The organism is Curtobacterium sp. DN_7.5 (genome assembly GCF_022655355.1).
GTDB classification, from domain to species: Bacteria; Actinomycetota; Actinomycetes; order Actinomycetales; family Microbacteriaceae; genus Curtobacterium; species Curtobacterium luteum.
Window position 1 is genome coordinate 2,048,431 of sequence record NZ_CP093378.1, and the last position, 23,270, is coordinate 2,071,700.

Sequence of the window (23,270 nt, forward strand, 5' to 3'; positions counted from 1 at the left end):
GGAACGCGACATCGCGCGCTGCCGACCGAGCGCAGCGAGGACGTCAGCTTGCGCGGGAATGTGTCTGTGCCCCCAGGAGGATTCGAACCTCCGCCCCTGCCTCCGGAGGGCAGTGCTCTATCCCCTGAGCTATGGGGGCCCGGGGTGTGATCAACCGTAGCAGGTCTCGGAGCCCCTCCCGGACCAGGGCGTGTCGCGTGCAGCGCGTCGTCGCAGTTTCCTCGGACGTCACTCCGGCCCTCTAGGATCGCGGCCCGACCGACCAGCGCACGGCCAGGGAGAGGGCTCGATGACCACCGCCACCGGGAACCCGCAGCACGAACTCGCACGCGGAGCGCACGCCCCCGCGCCCCGGACGCTGCTCGACGTCCTCACCGAGACCGCGACGACGCACCCCGACGCCCTCGCGCTCGAGGACCCGGACGGCACGCTCGACTACCGCGCACTGCTCGGCGCGGTGCACGCGCAGGCGGACGACCTCGCCCGTCGTGGGGTCCGGCGCGGTGACCGCGTGGGCGTGCGGATCCCCTCCGGCGGGCGCGACCTCTACGTCTCGGTCCTCGCGGTGCTGGCCGCCGGCGCGGCCTACGTGCCGGTCGACGCCGACGACCCCGAGGAGCGCGCGTCACTCGTGTTCGGCGAGGCCGGCGTCGTCGGCGTCATCGGTGCCGGTGGTGTCCTCGCCGACCGGCAGGGCGCTCCCCTGCCGGTGACCGACCCCGCGGCGAGCGCCGAGCTCCCCCGGCTGGAGGACGACGCGTGGATCATCTTCACGTCGGGGTCGACCGGGGTCCCGAAGGGGGTGGCGGTGACGCACCGGAGCGCGGCGGCGTTCGTGGACGCGGAGGCGCGGATGTTCCTGCAGCGTGCGCCGATCGGTCCGGGTGACCGGGTGCTGGCGGGGTTGAGCGTGGCGTTCGACGCGTCGTGCGAGGAGATGTGGCTGGCGTGGGGGCACGGGGCCTGCCTGGTGCCGGCGCCGCGGTCGCTGGTCCGGACGGGGGTGGACCTCGGGCCGTGGTTGATCGCGCACACGATCACGGTGGTGTCGACGGTGCCGACGTTGGCGGCGCTGTGGCCGGACGACGCGTTGGAGCAGGTGCGGTTGGTGATCTTCGGCGGTGAGGCGTGTCCGCCGGAGTTGGCGGCGCGGATCGCGTCGCGGGACCGGGAGCTGTGGAACACGTACGGGCCGACCGAGGCGACCGTGGTGGCGTGCGGGGCGTTGATGGACGGGTCGGCGCCGGTGCGGATCGGGCTGCCGTTGGACGGGTGGGACCTGGCGGTCGTCGACGAGGCCGGCGTGCGGGTGCCGCCGGGTGGTGTCGGGGAGCTGGTGATCGGCGGGGTCGGGCTGGGGCGGTACCTCGACCCGGCGAAGGACGCGGAGAAGTACGCGCCGTTCCCGGAGCTCGGGTGGGAGCGGGCGTACCGGAGCGGTGACCTGGTGCGGTACGAGCCGGAGGGGCTGGTGTTCCAGGGTCGGGCGGACGACCAGGTGAAGCTCGGTGGTCGTCGGATCGAGCTGGGTGAGGTGGATGCTGCCCTGCAGGCGCTCGACGGGGTGGCGGGTGGTGCCGCGGTGGTGCAGCGGACGCCGGCGGGGAACCAGGTGCTCGTGGGGTACGTGGCGCCGGTCGCCGGTCGGACGCTCGACGTCGGGGAGTTGAACGCCCGGCTGCGGGAGGAGCTGCCGGCGGCGCTGGTGCCCCTCGTGGCGGTGGTGGAGTCGCTGCCGACGCGGACCTCGGGGAAGGTGGACCGGGCGGCGCTGCCGTGGCCGTTGCCGGGTGCGTCGGACGCGTCGGTGCTGCCGGACACCGTGGCGTGGATCGCGGAGCGGTGGTCGGCGATCCTCGGGGTACCGGTGACGGGGGTGGACGACGACTTCTTCGCGCACGGCGGTGGGTCGTTGACGGCGGCGCAGCTGGTGTCGGCGATCCGGGAGCGGTTCCCGACGACGACGGTGGCGGACGTGTACGACCACCCGCGGATCGGGGCGTTGGCGGCGGCGCTGGACGAGTCGGGCGCGGCGGCGGCGTCCGAGCGGGCGGTGGCGCCGGTGCCGCCGGTGACGGGGTTCGTGCTGACGGTGCTCGGGCTGCCGGTGCAGATCCTTCGCGGGGTGCGTGTGCTGACGTGGACGGCCCTGGTGTCGTCGGTCCTGCACGCGACGTCGTTGCCGTTCCTGCCGTCGCTGTCGTGGCCGGTGCTGCTGGTGGCGCTGCTGGTGTTCGTGACGCCGGTGGGGAAGATGGCGGTGACGGTGGTGCTCGCGCGGCTGCTGCTGCTCGGCGTCCGTCCGGGTGACCACCCCCGGGGCGGGTCGGTGCACGTGCGGGTGTGGCTCGCGGAGCGGATCGCGGAGGCGGTGGACGGTCCGTCGACGGCGGGTGCGCCGTGGATCAGCTACTACGCGAGGGCGTTGGGGGCGCGGATCGGTCGTGACGTGGACCTGCACGCGTTGCCGCCGGTGACGGGGATGCTCCGTGTGGGGGCGCGTGCGTCGATCGAGCCGGAGGTGGACCTCGCGGGGCACTGGGTGGACGGGGACGTGTTCCGGTTGGGTCCGGTGCGGGTGGACGCGGACGCGGTGGTGCGGAGTCGGTCGACGCTGTTGCCGGAGGCGCACGTGGGTGCTGGTGCCGAGGTCGAGCCGGGTTCGTCGGTCGTCGGTCGGGTGCCCGACGGCGAGCGGTGGGCGGGGTCGCCGGCGGAGCGCGTGGGGTCGGCTCGGCACGACCGGGAGGCCCGTCCCCCGTCGCGTCGACGCTGGCTCGTCGCGTACGGGGCCGGTTCGGTCGCGGTCGCGGGGCTGCCGGTGGCCGGCGTCGCGGCGGGCCTGGCCGTGGTGGTGGCGCTCGTTGGTCCGACGTCGACGCTCGGTGCGGCGCTGCTGCGTGCCCTCGCGGCGGTGCCGCTCGGGGCGCTCGTCGCCGGTGTCGTGTACGCGCTGCTGGTCGTCGTGTCGGTCCGGCTGCTCGGGCTGGGGCTGCACGAGGGCCGACACCCGGTGCGGAGCCGGATCGGCTGGCAGGTGTGGACGACGGAGCGGGTGCTCGACGCGGCGCGGACGCTGCTGTTCCCGGTGTACGCGTCCCTGGTGACGCCGCTGTGGCTGCGGCTGCTGGGCGCTCGGGTCGGGCGGAACACGGAGATCTCGACGGTGCTGCTCATCCCCGCGCTGACGCAGATCGCGTCCGGGGCGTTCCTCGCGGACGACACGATGGTGGCGACGTACGAGCTCGGTGGCGGGCGGGTGACGATCGGCCGGTCGAAGGTGGGTCGGCGGGCGTTCCTCGGCAACTCGGGCATGACCGGGGCGGGACGGTCGGTCCCCCGTGAGGCCCTGGTCGCCGTGCTGTCGGCGGTGCCGAAGAAGGCCAAGCGCGGGTCGTCGTGGCTCGGGACGCCCCCCGTGCGGCTGCGGCGTGCGGCGACCGAGTTCGACGAGGAGCGCACGTTCCGGCCGCCGCGGCACCTCAAGGTCGCGCGGGGCTGCTGGGAGCTGCTGCGGCTCGTCGCCCCGGTGGTCTCGGCGGCGATCGCGCTCGGGGTCGTCGGTGCCCTGCTCGCCCTGTGGTCCTCGGTCGGCCTGGGGTGGACGGTCGTCCTGGCGGGTCCGGTGCTCATCGCCGCCGGGGCCGTTGCGGCCGTCGTGTCGACGGCGGCGAAGTGGGCCTTCGTCGGCCGCATCGACGCCGGCGAGCACCCGCTGTGGTCCTCGTTCGTGTGGCGGAACGAGGTGCAGGACACGTTCGTCGAGACCGTCGCGCGGCCGTGGTTCGCCGAGCAGGCGACGGGGACGCCGGCGCTCGCGGCGTGGCTGCGCACCCTCGGCGCGCGCATCGGCCGGGGTGTGTGGATCGAGACGTACTGGCTGCCCGAGGCGGACCTCGTGACGATCGGTGCCGGCGCGACGGTGTCCCGGGGGACGGTCGTGCAGACCCACCTGTTCCACGACCGGGTGATGCAGCTCGACGCCGTGGACCTCGACGCGGGCGCGACCCTCGGGCCGCACAGCGTCGTGCTGCCGGCCGCCGGCATCGGCGCCGGCGCCACGATCGGGCCCGCGTCGCTCGTGATGCGCGGCGAGCAGGTGCCGGCGGGGTCGCTGTGGTCGGGCAACCCGATCTCTCCCTGGACGGCTCCGCCGTGGACGGCCGGGTCGGGCGGGTCGGCCGGGTCGGCCGCCGACCGCGCCGCACGGACCCTCGACACCGCGGTCGTGCCAGACTGAGCGGCACCGTGAAGCCGCCGACGAACAGCCCCGCCGACCCGTACACCCCGCACAGCGGCGACCGCCGGTGGAGCGCCGTGCACTACGAGCTCCGGCTCGGGTACCGCGTCTCCACGAACCGGCTCGACGGCACCGCGACGATCACCGCACGGGCCGTCGAGGACCTCGACCGGATCGTCGTCGACCTGCACGGGCTCACGGTCGAGCGGGTGGACGTCGACGGGCACCGCGCGAAGAAGGTGTCGACGGCGACGCACAAGACCACCGTCACCCCGGCCGGACCGATCGCTGCCGGGGCGGAGTTCACGGTCCACGTCAAGTACCGCGGGACGCCCCGGCCCATCCGCAGCCCCTGGGGTCAGGTCGGGTGGGAGGAACTGACCGACGGCGTCATCGTCGCCGCCCAGCCCACCGGCGCACCCTCGTGGTTCCCGTGCAACGACCGGCCGGACGACAAGGCGACCTACCGGTTCGAGATCACCGCCGAGGCCGCGTACGACGTGCTCGCGAACGGCGAGCTGCTCGGCACCGACCGTGCCCGGGCCGGCACGACCTGGACGTACGCGACGACCGAGCCCATGGCGACGTACCTGGCGACCGTGCAGATCGGTCGGTACCGCACCACGGAGCTGCGGAGCCCGCACGTCCCGGTGACCCTGCACCACCCCGCGGACCTGCAGGCGGCGGCGAAGACCGACTTCGGCCGGGTGCCGGACATGCTCGCGCTCTACGCGGACCGCTTCGGCCCGTACCCGTTCGGCTCCTACGGGGTCGTGGTGACCGACGACGAGCTCGAGATCCCGCTCGAGGCCCACGGTCTGGCGGTGTTCGGCCGGAACCACGTCGACGGCGAGCACGGCACCGACCGGCTGATCGCGCACGAGCTCGCGCACCAGTGGTTCGGCAACTCCGTGACGGTCGCGCGCTGGCGTGACATCTGGCTGCACGAGGGCTTCGCCTGCTACGCCGAGTGGCTGTGGTCCGAGCACCGGGGCGGCGACACTGCGGACGTCCTCGCCGAGCGCCACCGCGCGGGCCTGCTCGACCAGCCGCAGGACCTCGTGGTCGGCGACCCCGGCGCCCGCGACATGTTCGACGACCGGGTGTACAAGCGTGGCGCGCTGGCCCTGCACGCGGTCCGGCGCACGTTCGGCGACCGCGCGTTCTTCGCCGGTCTCCGGACGATCACCGAGCGACACCGGCACGCCAGCGTCGCCCCGGCGGACGTCCTCGACGCGTTCGCGGGTTCCGCGGGGGCGTCCGTCGACGCCGTCCGTGCCGTCACGGCGCCGTGGATCGACGAACCGGGCGTCCCCGAACTGCCCGCAGCCTGACGGCCGGCGGCGTCGGAGCGACGCGAGCCGAGCGGCCGGCCGGCAGCCTCAGGCGACGTCCGCCGTGTCGTCCGCGGAGACGGTCCGGCCGACGGCGACGTCCTCGCCGACCCGACGCACCTCGCGCCAGACCTCGTCGAGCGAGAGCCCCACGACCGCTGCCACGGCGGCGACCGTCCCGAACGACGGCGTCGCGATGCGTCCGGTCTCGATCTTCCGCAGGGTCTCGGGCGACACCCCGGCCGCGAGGGCGACGTCGAGCATCGAACGATCGGCGCGGGCGGCACGGAGCAGCGCTCCGAGGGCACGACCGCGGGCGAGTTCGACGGGGCTGAGCGGCAGACGGACCATGCACCGATAGTAATACCGGTACGATCATCCCGTGATCGAGATCCTGACCCCGGCAGAGGTCGACCGTGCCCGCCGCACCGGAGCGCTCGTCGGCACGATCCTGCAGACCCTGCGCGACCGCACCCGTGTCGGCACGAACCTGCTCGAGATCGACCAGTGGGCGAAGCAGCTCATCGAGGACGCGGGCGCCGAGTCCTGCTACGTCGACTACGCGCCGTCGTTCGGCCGCGGCCCCTTCGGGCACCACGTCTGCACGGCCGTGAACGACGCCGTCCTCCACGGACTCCCCCACGACCGGGCACTCGCGGACGGCGACCTCCTCACCATCGACCTCGCCGTGTCGCTCGACCGCATCGCGGCAGACGCCGCGATCAGCTTCGTCGTCGGCACCGCGGACCCCGCCGACTCCGCGCTGATCGACGCGACGGAGCGTGCCCTCGCCGCGGGGATCGCCGCCGCCCGGCCCGGTGCCAGGATCGGCGACCTGTCCCACGCGATCGGCACCGTCCTCGAGGGCGCCGGGTACCCGGTCAACGTCGAGTTCGGTGGCCACGGGATCGGATCGACGATGCACCAGGACCCGCACGTGTCGAACACCGGACGGCCCGGACGCGGCTACACCCTTCGCCCGGGACTCCTCCTCGCCCTCGAGCCGTGGGTGATGGCCGACACGGACGTCCTCGTCACCGACCCCGACGGCTGGACCCTCCGCAGTGCCACCGGAGCGCGGACCGCACACACCGAGCACACCATCGCGATCACCGACGACGGCGCCGAGGTGCTCACGCTCCCCAGGTGACCGGCAGTCCCCCTGCCGCGACCGCGACCACGACGTCGGGTCCGGGGCGCGCGAGGACGACCGGCTGCACCCTCCCGTCGAGCGTCGCCCGCCCGCGGTCGACGTCGACGTCGACCGCGCGCGGGTCCACCCGCAGGCCCCGGCCGTCCCGTTTCAGGACGGCTTCCTTCGCCGCCCAGCAGGCCGCGAGCACGCCGACGTCGCCGACCGCACGGTCGAGCTCCGCCGGAGTGAAGGCGTCCAACGACGCAGCGGCCACCCGCGACACGCGCTCGACGTCGACGCCGACGGCGTCGGGCGCGACCGCGAGCGCCGTCAGGGCGGTCGTCCGGGACATGCTGACCCCGACCTCCCGGCCGTCCACGGTGGCCCAGGGCCGACCGTGCGCGATGCTGCCGCAGTGCGCGCAGACGCGCCCCGCGCGCACCGCGGCCACGTCGACACCCGTCGCCGACGCGACGGCGGCGAGCAGGGCCTCCCGGTCGGCCGCGCGGTCCGCGCCCGCCGGACGGAGCGTCATGACGACGGACTGGAGGCACGACTCACCCACGCAGGAAGCCTACGTCGGTGGGTGGTGCTGCCCGTGCCGTGTCAGGCGTGCGTGAGCGCGATCAGCGCGACGTTCATCGTGCTGTAGAGGCCCTCGGAGCGCGTCGCCTGGCGGACGCGTCCACGCAGGACCTCGTAGCGGCCGTCGTGCTCACGCACGAAGCCGATCACGCCGCTCGCCGGCGTCGACACCCGGTGGTAGCCGTCCTCGAGCGGGACGACCTCGGTGTTCAGTGTTCGCTCCATTGCTGTCCCCTTCCGCTCGTCGTCGAACAGTGCGGTCAGCATACCCCGGCCCGGGGGACAAACCTCCCGGACCTGTGCGGATGACGATGGTTCGTCCACAGTCCCCGGATCACTGGTCCCCCGCGTGCGCGCCCTGGATAGACTCCGGGCGACGGCGCCCCCAGGGGGCCGTCCGGGGGCGCCGACGGCGGTCCCCGGGGGACGGATGGAGGACGGATGCACACGGTCCACGATGGACGATCGGTCGGTACCGGACACGGTGCCCGGACGGCCACGGGCCGGCCGGCGGTCCGGTGGATCGCTCGTCTCGTGGCGGTGCTGGTCGCGGCCCTCGTCCTGCTCGCACCCGCGACCGCGGCCCGCGCCACCGAGCCCTTCACGCTGCAGGGCGGCGTGTACGTCGTCGACCGGGCCGACGCCCTGACCAGCGCGCAGCAGTCGCAGGTCGAGCAGGCCGCGCAGGACCTCTACGACCGGACGAAGACGCAGCTCTACGTCGTCTACGTGAAGACGTTCTCGAACCCGACGGACCACACCGCGTGGGGCGACGCCTTCCGGCAGCAGAACCAGATCGACTCGGACAGCATCGTGCTCGCCGTCGCGGTCGACGACCGGATCGCGGACGTCCACCAGACCAACGAGACCGCGCTCTCGTCGTCGGACGTGCAGCGCGCATACCAGGACGACGCCGTGCCGCGGTTGCGGGACGGCGAGTGGGCTGCCGCCGCGACCGCGTTCGCCGACGGCCTCGCGCAGACGCAGGACCCGCCGGACCTCACCGCGCTGTGGGTGGTCCTGCTCGTGCTCGTGGTCGCTGGTGTCGTGGTCGTGCTCGTGATCCGTGCCCGGAACAAGCGCCGCACCGCCGCCGCCACGAAGGCGCAGCAGGAGTCGCTCGTGGGCCTCGAGCGCTCCGCCGGTGGCGCGCTCGTCACGATCGACGACGAGCTGAAGACCGCCGAGCAAGAGGTCGGGTTCGCCACCGCCCAGTTCGGCGCCGACGCCGCGAAGCCCTTCGCCGAGGCCGTCGAGACCGCCAAGCGCGACGTCCGCCAGGCGTTCACCTACCAGCAGCAGCTCGACGACGAGATCCCGGACACCCCGCAGCAGCGCGCCGAGTGGGCGAACCAGATCATCGCGATCTGCGAACAAGCCCACGCCGCGATCGAGCAGCAGACCGAGGCGTTCGACCGGCTCCGCGCGCTCGAGGACGGCGTCGCCGACGCTGCGACGGCCCTCCGTGCGGACGTCGCCCGTGCACCGGAGTCCGTCACCGCCGCGGCCGTCGCACTCGACCGGGTCCGGTCCGCGTACTCCGGACGGACCCTCGCGACGGTGTCCGACTCCGTCGAGCAGGCGCAGCAGGTGCTCGCCTTCGCCACCGAACGGTCTGCGGCAGCGGACGCAGCCCTGGCCGCCGGCGACAAGGGCGAGGCCGTCGTCGCGGTCCGTGACGCACAGCACGCCCTCGCACAGGTCCAGCAGCTGACGACCTCGGCCACGAACGCCGAAGCGACCTTCGCCGAGGCCACCGCCCGTGCCGAGGCGATGCGCGCGGACATCGCCGGCGACGTCGCGGCCGCGCGCACGCTGACGTCCGGCGGCCCCGAGCTCGCCGTCGCCGTCACCCGCGCCGAGACGGTCCTCCGTCAGGGCCTCGACCCGAAGGACCCGATCTCCGCGGTCGACGCGCTGACCCGGGCGAACACCGACATCGACGCAGCCCTCGCGACGGCCCGGGGTGTCGAGGAGCAGAACCAGCGCGCCGCCCGGGCCCTGGACGACGCCCTGCGTGACGCCCGCTCGCGGATCAGCCAGGCACGCGACTACATCGCGCTCCGGCGCGGCGCCGTCGGCCCGACCGCCCGCACCCGCCTGTCCGAAGCCGAACGCGCGCTCGACGACGCGGTCGACCTCGCCACGACCGACCCCGGCCGCGCACTCCAGGCAGCCCGCGCCGCCGAGCAGTACGCGGCTGCCGCGATGGACGCAGCCGGCAACGACATGGGCGGCTGGCCGGGCGCAGACGGCGGGGGCGGGGGCGGCGCCCAGCTCGGCGGGCTCGTCACCGGGCTCGTGCTCGGCGGACTCCTCGGCGGGCGCGGCGGCAGCTTCGGCGGCGGGTCTTTCGGCGGTGGCGGCTTCGGGGGCGGGGGGTTCGGAGGCGGGGGCGGCGGCTTCGGCGGGGACGGCGGCGGAGGCGGCGGTTTCTCCGGCGGCGGACGCTTCTGACCACCCGGACACCGCGCTCCTCGCCCGCACGACCACACACCACGAACCGGTTCTTCTCCAGAAAGGGAACAGCAATGGCCAAGCAGACGATCCTCGGTCGCATCTCCTCGCTCATCCGGGCGAACGTGAACCAGATCATCGACAACGCCGAGGACCCGCAGCTGATGCTCGACCAGCTCGTGCGGGACTACTCGAACAACATCGCCGACGCGAAGACCGCGATCGCCCAGACCATCGGCAACCTCCGCCTGCTCGAACAGGACCACGAGGAGGACAAGAAGGCCGCCGTCGAGTGGGGCCAGAAGGCCGCCAACGCCTCGGCCGCCGCCGACAAGTACCGTGCCGAGGGCAAGACCGCCGACGCGGACAAGTTCGACAACCTCGCCAAGATCGCCATCGGCAAGCAGATCGCCGCCGAGCAGGAGGTCAAGGACAACGAGGGGCCGCTCGCCACGCAGAACGAGCAGGTCGAGAAGCTCAAGGCCGGCCTCGCGGGCATGGAGCAGAAGCTCGAGGAGCTCAAGTCCAAGCGGGACTCGCTCGTCGCCCGGCAGAAGACCGCCGAGGCGCAGTCGAAGGTCAACGACGCCATCGGCAACATCGACATCACCGACCCGACCAGCGACCTCAACCGCTTCGAGGAGAAGGTCCGCCGCGAGGAGGCCAAGGTCCTCGGCCAGCAGGAACTCCAGTCGTCGAGCCTCGACGCGCAGTTCGAGAGCCTCGAGGACGTCGGTAAGGACGCCGAGGTCGAAGCCCGGCTCGCCGCGCTCAAGAACGGCGGTTCGCCGACGATCTGACGCGTGTCCGGGGTGCCGGTCCAGCCGTCGCCCAGCACGCACTCCGGACGACGCCGGACCCTGCTGACAGACTGTGACGATGCACTTCATCGTGGTCGGTCAGTGGCAGGGTTCGGCGTCGTCGCGCGCGATGCGGCTCGCAGACGGTGCGGCGGCCATCGCCGCGGACCTGCCGCGCGCCTCGACCACGGTCGTCGAGGTCCCGCCCGGCGCCGGTGACCGTCTCGAGACCGCGATCGCCCGGTACACCTCGGTGCGGTCCGTGGCCGAGCGGGTCACCGAGGAGTCGAGCGTCGCGCCCGAGGCACCGTTCGTCATCGGCGGGGACGGGTCCGCGTTCCTCGGCGCCACCGTCGGCCTCGACGACGACACCCTCATCGTCCGGATCTCGGGTTCGAGCGGCTACCGGCCGCTCAACCGTGCGCAGCCGGTCGCGGCGGAGTCGGCGGCACTCCGGGTCCTCGTCGACCGACCGGACGACCTCTTCCCCGACCTCCCGGTGCTCCCGGGGTCGCGGGTCGTCGTCGCCGGGATCCGCGGGGTGGAGGACAGCGAGGTCGCCGCGCTCGACCGTGCCGGCATCCGACACCTCGACGTCGACGCTGCGACGCCCGAGGCCCTCGCCGAGACCGTGGCGGCGACCGGGTCCGGATCGGTCTTCGTGCACGTCGACCTCGACGTGCTCGATCCCTCGGAGGTCGACGGCCTCCTCGAGCCGGTCCCCTTCGGACTCGACGGTGCCGGACTCGTGGCGCTGATCCAGGCGGCGACACGCGGCCGACGGCTCCTCGGCGCGGCACTCACGGGGTTCGCGCCCGTCGATCCCGACCGCGCGGTCGACGATCTCGGCGTGATCCTCCGTGCGGTCGGCGCCCTGGCGAACGCGGCGAAGACCCCCTGACCGGGCGCCGACACCCCGCTGTACTCCTCCCGCTCGGCATCCCGTCGGACGGGCCGCGTAGGTTGGCGGCATGACGGACTACGACCTCATCGTGATCGGCGCCGGCGCAGTCGGCGAGAACGTGGCGGACTACGCCCACAAGCGCGGGCTCTCGGTCGCGATCGTGGAGGCGGAGCTCGTCGGCGGCGAGTGCTCGTACTGGGCGTGCATGCCGTCGAAGGCGCTCCTCCGCAGCGGGCACGCGCTCGAGGCCGCCAAGCGCCTCGACGGCGCGGCACAGGCCGTCACGGGCTCCCTCGACGTCGCGCGGGTCCTCGCCCGCCGCAACTCGTTCACCTCGGACTGGAAGGACGACGGGCAGGTCGCGTGGCTCGAGTCCGCCGACATCGCGCTCATCCGCGGTCACGCGCGCATCACCGGCGCGAAGACGATCGAGGTGGACGGCGAGACGCACACGGCCCGCGCCGCCGTCGCCGTGGTCACGGGCTCGCTGCACACCCTGCCGGACGTCCCCGGGCTCGCCGAGGCAGCACCCTGGGGCACCCGTGAGGCGACGAGTGCCCAGCAGGTGCCGGAGAGCCTCCTCGTGATCGGCGGCGGGGTGTCCGGTTCGGAACTCGCGACCGCCTGGGCATCGCTCGGTGCGAAGGTCACCTTCGTCGCGCGGCACGGTCTGCTCGGCGGCATGGAGCCGTTCGCGGGAGAGCTCGTCGCCGACGCACTCCGGGCACGCGGCGTCGACGTCCGCACCGGCGTCAACCCCGTCCGGGTCGACCGCGACGAGCACGGTCTGGTCACGACGACGCTCGACGACGGCGAGGTCGTCATCACGAGCGAGGTCCTCGCCGCGACCGGCCGACGGGCCCACACCGCGGACCTCGGACTCGAGACGGTCGGGCTCGAACCGGGCGCGTGGCTCGACGTCGACGACACCATGCTGGTGCACGGCACCGACTGGCTCTACGCGGTCGGCGACGTCAACCACCGCATGCTCCTGACGCACCAGGGCAAGTACCAGGCCCGTGCTGCCGGAGAGGCCATCGCGGCGCGGTACCAGGGCACACCGCTGCACACCGAGCCCTGGGGCGCCCACGTCGCGACCGCCGACCACGCCGCCGCACCGCAGGTGACCTTCACCGACCCCGAGGTCGCGAGCGTCGGGCTCACCGAGGCGAAGGCCCGTGAGCAGGGCATCGACGTCCGCACTGTCGAGTACGAGCTCGGGAACGTGGCCGGCGCCGCGCTCCAGGCCGACGGCTACACGGGTCGCGCGAACCTCGTCGTCGACGAGTCCCGCGGGGTCGTCGTGGGCGCGACGTTCGTCGGGCAGGACGTCGCCGAGATGCTGCACGCGGCGACCATCGCCGTCGTGGGCGAGGTGCCGATCGACCGGTTGTGGCACGCGGTCCCTGCCTACCCGACGATGAACGAGGTCTGGCTGCGGCTGCTCGAGACCTACGGCCGCCCGGCGTGAACCCCTTCGTCGACTCGGTCGTGTCGCGGGCAGGCTGGCTGTTCGCGACGGCGGTCGGGCTGGCGGTCGGTCTGCCCCTCTCCACCGGACCCGTGCGCGTGGTCGACGGCCTCATCGTGTGCTCCGGACTCCCCCGATGGGCCTTCCGTCGCGGCGGCACGTGCGTCGGCTCGGTGTACCTCACGCGCGACAACGACGGCGACCGGGTGCTCCGGCACGAACGGGTGCACGTGACGCAGTGGCGCCGGTACGGCTTGGCGATGCCGCTCCTCTACGCGATGGCGGGACGCGACCCGCTGCGCAACCGGTTCGAGGTCGAGGCCGGCCTCGAGGACGGCGGCTACGTCCGCTGAGCCGACCGCCCACCGGGCGCGGGGTCACACGACGGCGCACCACGCGCCTCCCGTCCGTCTGCCGTCGGCCGTGACACCCCGTCCGCTGCCCGCGTAACGGTCACGGGTGGTCGCTCCGCAAGCCCGCGACCGACACATCGTGACCGCTCGACAACGGTCCTGCGGGGAGTCGCGACCGCACGCCGAACACTCCGCTCGAGCACGCGCAACACGCCCTGCGCGTCACACCGCCGCGGGACCGCCGAGTTGCGCCGTCCGCGCAGTCGGTCGCAACACCCCGTCCGCGTCTCGCGGAACGGTCACAAGTGGTCGCTGCGCAAGCCCAGAACCGACATCTCGTGACCGCTCGGCGACCTTCGTGCGGGGAGTCGCGACGGACAGGCCGCTCGGGTGCGCCCGACGCGCTGCCCGCAACACGATGTGTGCGTCGCGCCGCGGTCGCAGAAGGGGCCGCGCGGCACGAACGTGAGCGGCACGTCACGCGACCAACCGCGTGCCGAGGAGCCTCAACGCGCCGCGTGAGCCGCCCGTCGGTCCCGCGGGGCGTCAGGCAGCCGGCCGCCGCGGGACGACCAGCGGCGTGCCCGTCTCGGGGTCGGGCACGACGACGCACGGCAGGCCGAACACGTCCTCCACGAGCGACGCCGTCAGCACCTCGGACGGGGTCCCCGCCGCGACGATCGAGCCCGCCCGCATGGCGACGAGGTGCGTCGCGTACCGGGCCGCCTGGTTGAGGTCGTGCAGCACCGCCACCACCGTCCGCCCTGCCCGGTGCAGCTCCGCGGCCAGCTCGAGCACGTCGTACTGGTGCGCGATGTCGAGGAACGTCGTCGGCTCGTCGAGCAGGACGATGTCGGTCTCCTGCGCGAGCACCATCGCGATCCACACCCGCTGCCGTTGCCCGCCCGAGAGCTCGTCGACGCTGCGGTCGGCGAGGGACACGGTGTCGGTCTGCTCCAGCGCGGCCTGCACGGCGGCCCGGTCCGAGCCGGACGACGGGTGCAGCAGGTCCTGGTGCGGGAACCGGCCGCGGGACACGAGGTCGCGGACGGTGATGCCGTCCGGTGCGATCGGCGTCTGCGGCAGCATCGCCACCCGTCGTGCCGCCGCCTTCGGACGGAGCGAGGAGATCGGCACGCCGTCGAGGTACACGGTGCCCGCGCTCGGCTTGAGCGTGCGCGCGAACGCCTTGAGGAGGGTCGACTTCCCGCACGCGTTCGGCCCGATGACCACCGTGAGCTCGCCGTCCGGGACGTCCACGTCGAGGGAGGACACGACCACGCGGTCGTCGTACGCGAGGGTCAGCCCACGGGCACCGAGTGCGGTCGTCGGCAGAGCGGTGGTGGGCACCGCCGTGGTCAATGCTCGGCCTTGCCGTTCCGCCAGTACCCCATGAACGCGACCTGCTTGCGGTCGAGACCGACACCTCGCACGAGGTGACGGCGGAGTTCCTTGACGCAGCCGGCCTCGCCCGCGATCCAGGCGTAGACCGGACGCTCGTCGACGGGGGCGGGGACCTCCCAGAGGACCTGCTCGTCGACGTCCACCTCGGTGAAGTCGGCGCTGTCGGCGCAGATCGCGGACGCGCCACCGGCCGTCGCCGTGACGGTCGAGGCCCACGCGTGCACCTGGTCGGTCATGCGGACACCGTGGGTCGCGCCGTTGCGCGCGATCCAGCGGACCTCGACCCCGGAGGGCGCGGTCACGGGCAGCCGGTCGGCGTCGGTGGGGACCTCGATGAAGACGTGGCCGACCGTGGCGACGTCGAGCGCCTCGAGGATGGCGCAGATGGCGGGCGCGGCGGTCTCGTCGCCGGCGAGCAGGATGCGGGTCGCGGTGCCCGGTGCGAACTCGGCGGCACCGGTCGGCAGCTCGTCCGGCGACTCGGGCACGCGCGGGCCGACGATGCGGAGTTCGTCGCCCACCCGGCAGTCGGACACCCAGCGCGAGGCGGGGCCGGCGTCGCCGTGCGCCACGAAGTCGATGTCGAGCTCGTGCGCGTCCGGACGGAAGGACCGCACCGTGTAGGTGCGGAGCGGGTTCCGCTGCTCGTCGGGCAGGGCACGCCAGGCGCCGTACCAGTCGCCGTCCTCCGGCAGCTCGGTGAAGCCGTGGCCGTCGATCGGCAGCATGACCTTGATCCGCTGGTCGAGCCCGACCGCGGAGAACTCCGCGAGCGCGTCACCCGTCAGCGTCACGCGCACGAAGTGCGGCGTGAGGGACGTGACGGCTGCCACGCGGACGGAGAAGATGCGGTACCGGGCTGCCACGAATCCAAGTATGGCATGCCTTACCTAACGCGACCAGGGTGCGTGGCGGTGGCAGGATCGTGCCGTGTCCGATCCCGCCCTGCCCGACCCGAACGACGAGTTCGCCGACCTCGCCGCGCTCGCGACCGCGAGCGGCGTGGCGGAGCCGCTCCGCGCCTCCAGGCAGGTGGTCCGGACCGCGGACGGGCACGACGTCTCCGCGATCCGCTGGGGCGACGGCCGGGAGGCACGGATCACCTACCTGCACGGGCTCGGCATCGACGCGCACAGCTTCGACCAGACGGCGATCGCCGTCGGCGCGCCGGCGGTCGCCCTCGACCTCCCCGGCCACGGCCGGTCGTCGTGGCGCGAGGACGCGGACTACGCCGCGAGCGCGACCGCACCGACGGTGCTGGCCGCGCTCGACGCCCTCGCCGTGCCGCCCGGGGTCCTCGTCGGGCACTCCCTCGGGGCGATCCTGGCCGCGCGTCTGGCCGCGACCGCGCCGGATCGCGTGACCGGACTCGTGCTCGTCGACATGTCGCCGGACTTCGCGCAGCGCGCCGTCGACCGGATCGCCCGCGCGCTCGAGGACGAGGAGCCGTTCGCGTCCCTGGACGAGGTCGTGGACCGCGCGGTCGAGGCACGCGTCGGGGACGACCGCGGGGTCCTGTTGCGCGAGGCACGGCACACCACCCGGCTCGGTGCGGACGGGCGACTCGTCCGACGCCACCACTTCCCGCACCTGGGGACCGGCCGGACCTCCTCCGTGGGGCGGTTCGCGGACGCCTGGCCGGACCTCGAGGCACTCGACGTGCCGATCCTGCTCGTGCGCGGCGACCGCGGCTACGTCTCCCCGAAGCTGCACGCGGGCTTCGCCGAGCGGCTGCCCGGAGCGCGCATCGTGACCGTCGAGTCGCGGCACGCCGTGCAGAACCAGGCGCCACTCGAACTCGCCCACGCGATCCGGGCATGGGCGGACGACCACGGATTGTTACACCCCGACGAGAAACCGTCGCAGGGCGACACCGCACGCCAGTAGTCTCGTGCGAGCGCCACGCGACGACCGTCGCCACGAGCGCCCGGAAGGAACCCACAACCCATGAGTCCGCTCCTCCCCCGCACCGCCGCGGCACGGCTCGCCGTCGTCGCGACCGCGGTGGCCGTCACCTCCGCACTCGCGCTGACCGGCTGCTCCGGATCGTCGACCGAACGCGGCGGCACCGACGCCACCGTGCGCGTCGGCCTGGTGCTCGAGCCCACGAGCCTCGACATCCGCACCCAGTCCGGTGCCGCGCTCGACCAGGTGCTCATCGACAACGTGTACCAGGGCCTGGTCGGGCGCACCGCCGACGGGGACGTCCGGGACGTGCTGGCCTCCTCGCACGAGGTCTCGTCGGACGGACGCACCTACACGTTCACGCTCCGCAAGGGCACGACGTTCCAGGACGGCAAGCCGGTCACCGCCGCAGACGTGGTGTGGTCGCTCGAGCAGGTCAAGTCGAACGACACGTACGTCGACTCCGCCAAGCTCGCCAACGTCTCGTCCATCTCGTCCCCGTCCGCGGACACGGTGGTCCTGCAGCTCGCGAAGCCGGACTCGGACCTCCTCTGGAACCTCACCGGACGCGCCGGGCTGGTGCTCGAGAAGGCGGCGAAGAACGACCTGTCCGACTCGGCGAACGGCACGGGACCGTACGAGGTCGCCTCGTGGAAGCAGGGCGACTCGCTCACCTTCGACCGCAACGACGACTACTGGGGCACCAAGGCGAAGGTCGCGAAGATCGAGTTCCGGTACATCACGCAGCCGTCGACGGCCGTGAACGCCATGGCGAACGGCGACCTCGACGTGCAGACCGCCGTCGACGGCACGCTCGAGAGCCAGCTCGAGGGCAACCAGGACATCACGCTGCACACCGGCAAGACGACCGACAAGTACACCCTCGCGTTCAACGACGCGAAGGCGCCGTTCACCGACAAGCGCGTCCGCCAGGCGATCCGACAGGCCATCGACGCGAAGGCGATCATCAAGGCGATCGGCGGGACGGGTGTCGAGCAGGGCGGTCCGATCCCGGCCCTCGACCCCGGCTACCAGGACCTCACCTCGATCGACGCGTACGACCCCGCGAACGCGAAGAAGCTCCTCGCCGCAGCCGGGAAGCCGAAGCTCTCCCTCACGCTCACGTACGCGAACATCTACCCGACGACCATCGGCGACGTCCTGAAGTCGCAGCTCGCCGACGTCGGGATCACCCTGACCGTCAAGCGTGTCGACTTCGCCACCTGGCTCTCCACGGTGTTCCAGGCCCCGAAGTCCGGTGAGCGGACGTTCGACATGAGCCTGGTGGACCACGTCGAGGCGCGGGACTTCGGCAACTGGGCGAACCCGGACTACTACTTCGGGTACGACAACCAGGAGGTCCAGGACCTCTACGCGCAGTCCGTCGCCGCGACGAGCGAGTCGGCCAAGGTCTCGGCGCTCGAGAAGGCCGCCCGGATCGTGTCCGAGGACGCCGCCGGCGAGTGGCTCTACACGTCGACGTCGATCACCGCGGTCCGGAAGGGCGTGACGGGGGTGCCGTTCAACGGGACGAACTCGCGTCTCGACCTGTCGGAGCTCGCGGTCGCGTGAGCGTCCTGCGCCGTCAGTAGCATCGTCACGTGACCCGGTTCCTGGTCGGGCGGCTGCTGCTGCTCGTCGTCGGCCTGCTCGTGGCGAGCATCATCGTGTTCGCCACGCTGCGCGTGCTGCCCGGCGACGTCGCGCAGATCGTCGCGGGGACGCAGGCGACACCGGCGCAGGTCGCGCAGCTCCGGCAGGAGCTCGGCCTCGATCGTCCCGTCGTCGTGCAGTACCTCGACTGGATCGGGGGACTCCTCCGCGGCGACCTCGGTCGGTCGCTCGTCACCGACGGTCCGGTCGCCCCGGAGCTCGTGCAGAAGCTCGCCGTCACGCTGCCCCTCGCCGGCATGGCGCTCGTCGCGGCGCTCGCGCTCGGGGTGCCACTCGGTGTGCTCGCCGCGGTGCTCCGGCGCCGTGCGGGGGGCGCGGTCATCGGGTTCGTCGCGCAGGCGGTCGCGGCCGTGCCGATCGTCTGGGCGGGCATGCTCCTCGTCGCGCTCTTCGCCGTCACCCTGCACTGGCTCCCCACCCAGGGCTTCCCGCTCGACGGGTGGGACGAACCCGGACGCGCGTTCTCGTCCCTCGTGCTCCCCGCCCTGACGATCGGGGCGGTCGAGGGTGCGGTCATCCTCCGGTTCACCCGGTCGGCCACGCTCGGTGTGCTCGACGCGGACCACGTCCGGACCGCAGCGGCCATCGGGCTCACGCGGACGCAGGCGCTCCTCCGGCACGGGCTGCCGTCGGTCGCGCTGACCGTGCTCGCGGTGCTCGGCGTGCAGATCGCGGGTCTCCTCGTGGGCGCCGTCGTCGTGGAGCAGCTGTTCTCGCTCCCCGGCGTGGGCCGCATGCTGGTCACCGACGTCGGGCGCCGGGACGTCACGAAGGTGCAGTCCGAGCTGCTCGTGCTCACCGGGCTCGTGCTGCTCGTCGGGTTCGCGGTGGACGTCGTGCACCGGACGCTCGACCCCCGGCAGCGGGAGGCGTCGTCGTGATCCGTCGCCTGCTCGCCCGGCCGACCGGGGTGTTCGCCGTGGTCGTGCTCGGCCTCCTCGTCGTCCTCGCCGCACTGTCGCTCGTGTGGCTGCCGCAGGACCCGTTCCGCGCCGACCCGTTCCACCAGTGGGAGGGTCCGAGCGCCGCGCACTGGTTCGGTACGGACGCCTCGGGACGGGACATCGCCAGCTACCTGCTCGCCGGTACCCGGACCACGGTCGTCGTGGCCGTCGGCTCCGGAGTGATCGCGAGCCTCGTGGGCATCGTCCTCACCGCCGTCGGGTCGCTCACCGCACGGTGGGTCCGCGAGGGCACGGCGGTCCTGCTCGACATCCTCGTGGCGTTCCCGACGCTGCTGACCGCGATGCTCCTCACCGCGGTGTACGGCGGCTCGCTCGGCGTCGTGGTCGTCTCGGTCGGGCTGTCGTTCGGCGTCACGATCGCCCGGGTGGCCCGCGGCGAGATCCGGCGGATCGCGCGGAGCGACTACGTCGCCGCGGCACGGGCGGCGGGCGTCGGCCCGGGCGGCGTGCTCCTCCGGCACCTCGTCCCGAACGCCGCGCCGCTCTTCACCGTGCAGCTCTCGCTCGCGATGGCGACGGCGGTGCTCGCGGAGGCCGGCCTGTCGTACCTCGGCTACGGCGCCGGGTCGAACACCGCGTCCTGGGGCTCGCTGCTGTCGGACCTGCAGGCGTACATCGGCGTCCATCCGTGGAGCGCCACGTGGCCCGGAGCCTCGATCGCGCTGGTGGTCGCCGCGCTGTCCCTGCTCGGCGACGCCGTCCGGGACGCCACCGACCCCCGCCTCACGACGAGCGACCGGGCAGCCGACGCCGGCGCGCACGTGGACGGCAGCCGCGCAGCGGCCGCCGCTCCGGGGGTGACCGCGTGACGGGCGGCACCGGCGGGCTCGAGGTGCGCGACCTCACGGTCCGCATCGCGGGACGGACGATCCTCGACCGTGTGACGTTCACCGTGCCTCCCGGCCGACGCCTGGGCGTCATCGGCACCTCCGGCTCCGGCAAGTCGATGACCGCGCTCGCCCTGATGGGGCTCGAGCCCACGGGGGCCGCCGTCAGCGGGAGCATCCGCCTCGACGGCACCGAACTCGTCGGTCTGCCGGACCGGGAGCGTGCGCGCCACCGCGGCTCCGGCATCGGCATGGTGTTCCAGGAGCCGGGGACCGCCCTCGACCCGCTCCGTCGGGTCGGGTCGCAGATCGCGGAGCCACTCCGACTGCACCACGGCCTGGACCGCCGCGCAGCCGGTCGCCGGGCCCTCGCCCTCGCGGCGGACGTCGGCCTGCCCGACCCGGAGTCGCTCCTGCGGCAGTACCCGCACCAGCTGTCGGGCGGCCAGCGGCAGCGGGTCTGCATCGCGATGGCGGTCGCGGGTGAGCCGGCCTACCTCGTGGCGGACGAACCGACCACGGCGCTCGACGTCACCACCCAGGCGCGTATCCTCGACCTCTTCGAGGGGCTCCCCGCGGGCATGGTGTTCGTCACGCACGACCTCGCGGTCCTCGCGCGCATCGCCGACACCGCGGTCGTGCTCGACGCCGGTCGGGTCGTCGAACGCGGTGCGGTCGAGGACCTGTTGGCCTCGCCGCAGCACTCCGCGACCGCGGCGCTCGTGTCCGCAGCGCGGGCGACGGTCCGCCGCACCCCCGGAGGAGACCGGTGACCGCACTGCTCGAGGGGACCGGGCTGCACCGGCACTACCGACTCCCCCGCCGGGGCCCGTTCGAGCCCGGCCCGGTCCGCACCGCGGTCGACGGCGTCGACCTGGCGGTGACGGCCGGGGGTCGCCTCGGCATCGTGGGCGAGTCCGGCTCCGGCAAGTCCACCCTGGTCCGGCTGCTCGCCGGCCTGGAGGCACCGACCGCCGGCACCGTGACGGCCTCCGGGCGTCCGGTGGTCGCCTCCAGCTCCGCACGCGCCCTGCGCTGGTACCGTCGCGAGACCGGCGTGGTGTTCCAGGACCCGTACGCCTCGCTCGATCCGCGGATGCGGGTGGGGGCGATCGTCGCCGAACCCCTCCGGGCGCTCCGGGTGCCCGGGTCGCACGAGTCGCTCGTGGCCTCGGTCCTCGAGCGCGTCGACCTGCCCGCCGACGCCGCCACCCGGTACCCGCACGAGTTCTCCGGTGGGCAGCGGCAGCGGATCGCGATCGCGCGGGCCGTCGTGCACTCCCCGCGCATCCTGTTCGGGGACGAGCCGATGAGTGCCCTCGACGTGGTGGTCCGGGCGCGCGTGATCGACCTGTTCCGCTCGCTCGCGGACGACCTCGGGTTGACCCTGGTGCTGGTGTCGCACGACATCGGTGTGGTGCAGCGGCTGTGCGACACCGTGGCGGTCATGTCGGGCGGGCGGATCGTCGAGCACGGGCCGGTGTCGTTGCTCGACGCGCCCGAGCACCCGGTGACGAGGGCGCTCGTGGCGGCGGCGCCGACGCTGCCGTAGGCGCGGGCGCGGGCGCGAGCCGGGTCGGGTCCGGCTTGGTCGTGGGCGGCGGATCGGGGAAACGCGCACGCTTCGACGCTGCACGCGTCGAACGACGCGCGCGGTGTCGCAACGCGCACGCTCCTCGGTCCGGCGGGCCGTCGGACAGGCCGGGCGGGTCAGGCGGTCCAGGCCGCGGGGTGCCGTCGCTGCCAGCGGAGACGACGCTCGAGCTGGGCACCGATCGCGAGCAGGACCCGCTCGCCCCCGGGCCGCCCGATCAGCTGGACCCCCATCGGCAACCCGCCGCCGTCCGGGTGGTCGTCCGCCGTGACACCGACGGGCAGGGTGATCGCCGGGAGGCCCGACACGTTCGCCATCGAGGTCCACGGCGAGTAGGCGCACTGCCGCCGGAAGTCCTCCTCCGGATCGTCGCCGTACCAGCCGAGCGGCCGCGGTGTCAGCGCCAGCGTCGGGGTGAGCACGGCGTCGAAGCGGTCGAACGCCCTGATGAGCGCGACGGAGAACGCGTCGAGCGCCGTCATCGCGTCGAGCACCCGGGTACCGGTGAGCCGCTGCCCGCGGTCGACGAGCCACGCCACGAGCGGTGTCAGTTGCGCGAGGTCGATCCCCGGCACGGTCGGGAGGCGTGCTGCGCTCGACTCCCACGCCACCCGGAACGCCTCGGCGTAGGGAGCGCGCGGCATGCGGACGTCCTCGACCCCGTGCCCGACCTCCCCGAGAGCGCGGACCGCGGTCTCGACGGCTGACCGTGCCGCCGGGTCGACGACGACGTCGACGGTGTCGTCCCACGGGGAGCCCTCGAGCACCCCGACGACGAAGCGTCCTTCGCCCCGGACGGCGGCGGCGGTGAACGGGCCGTCCCCGACGTCGGGCGTGACGAGCGCGTACGGTTCCGGCTCGTCGAGCCCGGTCGGACGGACGAGCGCGTCGAGCAGCATGCCGGCATCCGCCACCGACCGGGTCAGCGGTCCGGCGACCGAGAGGCCGCCCACGCCGGACCGGCCGGGCATCGAGGGGACGCGTCCGCGGCTCGGCTTCAGACCGACGAGGCCCGTGGCCGCGGCGGGGATCCGCACCGAGCCTCCGCCGTCGGTGCCGATCGCAGCGGGGAGCAGCCCGGCAGCGACGGCGACCGCGGCCCCGCTCGAGCTGCCGCCGGGCGCGCGCTGCGTGTCGTACGGGTTGCGGGTGGTACCGACCCGGGTCTCGGACGACGAGGACATCCCGAACTCGGGCGAGGCCGTCTTGCCGAGGCTGATGCTGCCGGCCGCGTCGGCAGCGGCGACCAGCGGGTGGTCCGCCGGCGCTGCGCGCTCGGGCAGGCTGGCCGTGCCGTTGCGGGTCACGACACCGGCCCGGTCGTACAGGTCCTTGTCGCCGGCCGGGAGGCCCCACAGCGGACGCGACGTCGGCACCCGCTCGCCGAGGTGGTCGGCGCGATCGCGAGCGGACTCCGCGGTCACGGTCACGAAGGCACCGAGCCCCGGCCCGTCCGCTCCCGCCGGGTCGAGCCGCGCGACGCGCGCCAGGTAGTGGTCGACGGCCTCGCGCGCGGTCACCTCACCACGACGGATCCAGTCCCAGAGGTCCTGCGCGGAGAGGTGGTGGAGTTCGAACACGCGGCCAGCCTAGGCGGGACCGCACGAGTACCGAGGCGTCGA

The 23,270-nt window shown here is 73.6% G+C and carries 20 protein-coding genes and 1 tRNA gene; 14 read left to right on the top strand and 7 right to left on the bottom strand.

Translation table 11 applies throughout. From position 1 onward, the window contains the following. Positions 1–67: 67 nt before the first annotated feature. A tRNA-Arg gene (locus MON03_RS09490) sits at positions 68–139 on the bottom strand. Between the two features lie 150 nt (positions 140–289). On the opposite strand from MON03_RS09490, the gene MON03_RS09495 reads away from it, so the two are divergent. Together MON03_RS09495 and MON03_RS09500 are read left to right on the top strand one after the other, a co-directional pair. After that, positions 290–4,240, top strand: a complete 3,951-nt coding sequence (locus MON03_RS09495; protein WP_242088166.1) for a Pls/PosA family non-ribosomal peptide synthetase — start codon at positions 290–292, stop codon at positions 4,238–4,240. An 8-nt stretch (positions 4,241–4,248) separates the two neighbouring features. Beyond that, positions 4,249–5,574 carry a M1 family metallopeptidase gene (locus MON03_RS09500; RefSeq protein WP_242088167.1) on the top strand — a complete coding sequence of 442 codons (1,326 nt, stop codon included), beginning with the start codon at positions 4,249–4,251 and terminating at the stop codon, positions 5,572–5,574. Between the two features lie 48 nt (positions 5,575–5,622). On the opposite strand, the gene MON03_RS09505 is transcribed toward MON03_RS09500, so the two are convergent. Beyond that, positions 5,623–5,925: a helix-turn-helix transcriptional regulator gene (locus MON03_RS09505; protein WP_022903381.1), complete on the bottom strand. Its 303-nt coding sequence runs from the start codon at positions 5,923–5,925 to the stop codon at positions 5,623–5,625. A gap of 31 nt (positions 5,926–5,956) precedes the next feature. Between MON03_RS09505 and map the strand changes: the two genes are divergently transcribed. Further along, a complete protein-coding gene (gene map / locus MON03_RS09510) occupies positions 5,957–6,724 on the top strand; it encodes a type I methionyl aminopeptidase (protein WP_242088168.1) in 768 nt (255 codons plus the stop codon). Here the strand turns inward: map and MON03_RS09515 are convergent. Continuing rightward, the gene (locus tag MON03_RS09515) at positions 6,708–7,274 is read right to left on the bottom strand and encodes a 4'-phosphopantetheinyl transferase family protein (RefSeq protein WP_242088169.1); all 567 of its coding nucleotides are present in this window, start codon (positions 7,272–7,274) and stop codon (positions 6,708–6,710) included. The two genes, map and MON03_RS09515, sit on opposite strands and share 17 nt — an antisense overlap. 41 nt (positions 7,275–7,315) lie before the next feature. After that, on the bottom strand, positions 7,316–7,519 hold the full coding sequence (locus tag MON03_RS09520; RefSeq protein WP_141399211.1) for a hypothetical protein: 204 nt from the start codon (positions 7,517–7,519) through the stop codon (positions 7,316–7,318). 309 nt (positions 7,520–7,828) lie between these two features. Here MON03_RS09520 and MON03_RS09525 point away from each other — a divergent pair, with 309 nt between their 5' ends. The 5 genes from MON03_RS09525 to MON03_RS09545 all read left to right on the top strand — a co-directional run bounded on the left by MON03_RS09525 (position 7,829) and on the right by MON03_RS09545 (position 13,279). Next, the gene (locus MON03_RS09525; RefSeq protein ID WP_242088170.1) at positions 7,829–9,751 is read left to right on the top strand and encodes a TPM domain-containing protein; all 1,923 of its coding nucleotides are present in this window, start codon (positions 7,829–7,831) and stop codon (positions 9,749–9,751) included. A gap of 74 nt (positions 9,752–9,825) precedes the next feature. Beyond that, complete coding sequence (locus MON03_RS09530; RefSeq protein WP_022902778.1) at positions 9,826–10,551, top strand: PspA/IM30 family protein; 726 nt, start codon at positions 9,826–9,828, stop codon at positions 10,549–10,551. A gap of 79 nt (positions 10,552–10,630) precedes the next feature. Continuing rightward, positions 10,631–11,452 carry an arginase family protein gene (locus MON03_RS09535; protein ID WP_242088171.1) on the top strand — a complete coding sequence of 274 codons (822 nt, stop codon included), beginning with the start codon at positions 10,631–10,633 and terminating at the stop codon, positions 11,450–11,452. Between the two features lie 70 nt (positions 11,453–11,522). Further along, positions 11,523–12,926 (top strand): dihydrolipoyl dehydrogenase family protein, encoded by a 1,404-nt coding sequence (locus MON03_RS09540; protein WP_242088172.1) that lies wholly within the window; start codon positions 11,523–11,525, stop codon positions 12,924–12,926. Next, a complete protein-coding gene (locus tag MON03_RS09545; RefSeq protein WP_242088173.1) occupies positions 12,923–13,279 on the top strand; it encodes a Fe-S oxidoreductase in 357 nt (118 codons plus the stop codon). The genes MON03_RS09540 and MON03_RS09545 overlap by 4 nt, the downstream gene beginning before the upstream one ends. 546 nt (positions 13,280–13,825) lie before the next feature. Here MON03_RS09545 and MON03_RS09550 read toward each other — a convergent pair. Together MON03_RS09550 and MON03_RS09555 are read right to left on the bottom strand one after the other, a co-directional pair. Beyond that, on the bottom strand, positions 13,826–14,629 hold the full coding sequence (locus tag MON03_RS09550; protein WP_148286031.1) for an ABC transporter ATP-binding protein: 804 nt from the start codon (positions 14,627–14,629) through the stop codon (positions 13,826–13,828). A gap of 8 nt (positions 14,630–14,637) precedes the next feature. Then, positions 14,638–15,549 (bottom strand): siderophore-interacting protein, encoded by a 912-nt coding sequence (locus MON03_RS09555; protein ID WP_022902198.1) that lies wholly within the window; start codon positions 15,547–15,549, stop codon positions 14,638–14,640. Positions 15,550–15,613: 64 nt separating this feature from the next. Here MON03_RS09555 and MON03_RS09560 point away from each other — a divergent pair, with 64 nt between their 5' ends. The 6 genes from MON03_RS09560 to MON03_RS09585 are packed head-to-tail and all read left to right on the top strand — an operon-like array spanning position 15,614 to position 21,606. Then, a complete protein-coding gene (locus tag MON03_RS09560; RefSeq protein WP_242088174.1) occupies positions 15,614–16,570 on the top strand; it encodes an alpha/beta fold hydrolase in 957 nt (318 codons plus the stop codon). 60 nt (positions 16,571–16,630) lie between these two features. Then, a complete protein-coding gene (locus tag MON03_RS09565; RefSeq protein WP_242088175.1) occupies positions 16,631–18,160 on the top strand; it encodes an ABC transporter substrate-binding protein in 1,530 nt (509 codons plus the stop codon). Positions 18,161–18,189: 29 nt separating this feature from the next. Further along, on the top strand, positions 18,190–19,143 hold the full coding sequence (locus MON03_RS09570; RefSeq protein WP_242088176.1) for an ABC transporter permease: 954 nt from the start codon (positions 18,190–18,192) through the stop codon (positions 19,141–19,143). Further along, positions 19,140–20,036: an ABC transporter permease gene (locus MON03_RS09575; RefSeq protein ID WP_242088177.1), complete on the top strand. Its 897-nt coding sequence runs from the start codon at positions 19,140–19,142 to the stop codon at positions 20,034–20,036. The genes MON03_RS09570 and MON03_RS09575 overlap by 4 nt, the downstream gene beginning before the upstream one ends. Continuing rightward, entirely contained in the window at positions 20,033–20,827 is a 795-nt protein-coding gene (locus MON03_RS09580) for an ABC transporter ATP-binding protein (RefSeq protein ID WP_242088178.1), read from the top strand. Before MON03_RS09575 ends, MON03_RS09580 begins: the two co-directional genes overlap by 4 nt. Beyond that, positions 20,824–21,606, top strand: coding sequence for an ABC transporter ATP-binding protein (locus MON03_RS09585; protein ID WP_175329091.1), 783 nt, complete (start codon positions 20,824–20,826; stop codon positions 21,604–21,606). The genes MON03_RS09580 and MON03_RS09585 overlap by 4 nt, the downstream gene beginning before the upstream one ends. 158 nt (positions 21,607–21,764) lie before the next feature. Here MON03_RS09585 and MON03_RS09590 read toward each other — a convergent pair whose 3' ends face one another. Further along, entirely contained in the window at positions 21,765–23,228 is a 1,464-nt protein-coding gene (locus tag MON03_RS09590) for an amidase (RefSeq protein WP_242088179.1), read from the bottom strand. Positions 23,229–23,270: the final 42 nt, after the last annotated feature.

What these genes read in the sequence shown, in the direction of transcription:
- MON03_RS09505 (WP_022903381.1), bottom strand. Translation starts at nt 5,925, where the DNA reads ATGGTCCGTCTGCCGCTCAGCCCCGTCGAACTCGCCCGCGGTCGTGCC.
- MON03_RS09520 (WP_141399211.1), bottom strand. Translation starts at nt 7,519, where the DNA reads ATGGAGCGAACACTGAACACCGAGGTCGTCCCGCTCGAGGACGGCTAC.
- MON03_RS09540 (WP_242088172.1), top strand. Translation starts at nt 11,523, where the DNA reads ATGACGGACTACGACCTCATCGTGATCGGCGCCGGCGCAGTCGGCGAG.
- MON03_RS09495 (WP_242088166.1), top strand. Translation starts at nt 290, where the DNA reads ATGACCACCGCCACCGGGAACCCGCAGCACGAACTCGCACGCGGAGCG.
- MON03_RS09565 (WP_242088175.1), top strand. Translation starts at nt 16,631, where the DNA reads ATGAGTCCGCTCCTCCCCCGCACCGCCGCGGCACGGCTCGCCGTCGTC.
- MON03_RS09530 (WP_022902778.1), top strand. Translation starts at nt 9,826, where the DNA reads ATGGCCAAGCAGACGATCCTCGGTCGCATCTCCTCGCTCATCCGGGCG.
- MON03_RS09535 (WP_242088171.1), top strand. Translation starts at nt 10,631, where the DNA reads ATGCACTTCATCGTGGTCGGTCAGTGGCAGGGTTCGGCGTCGTCGCGC.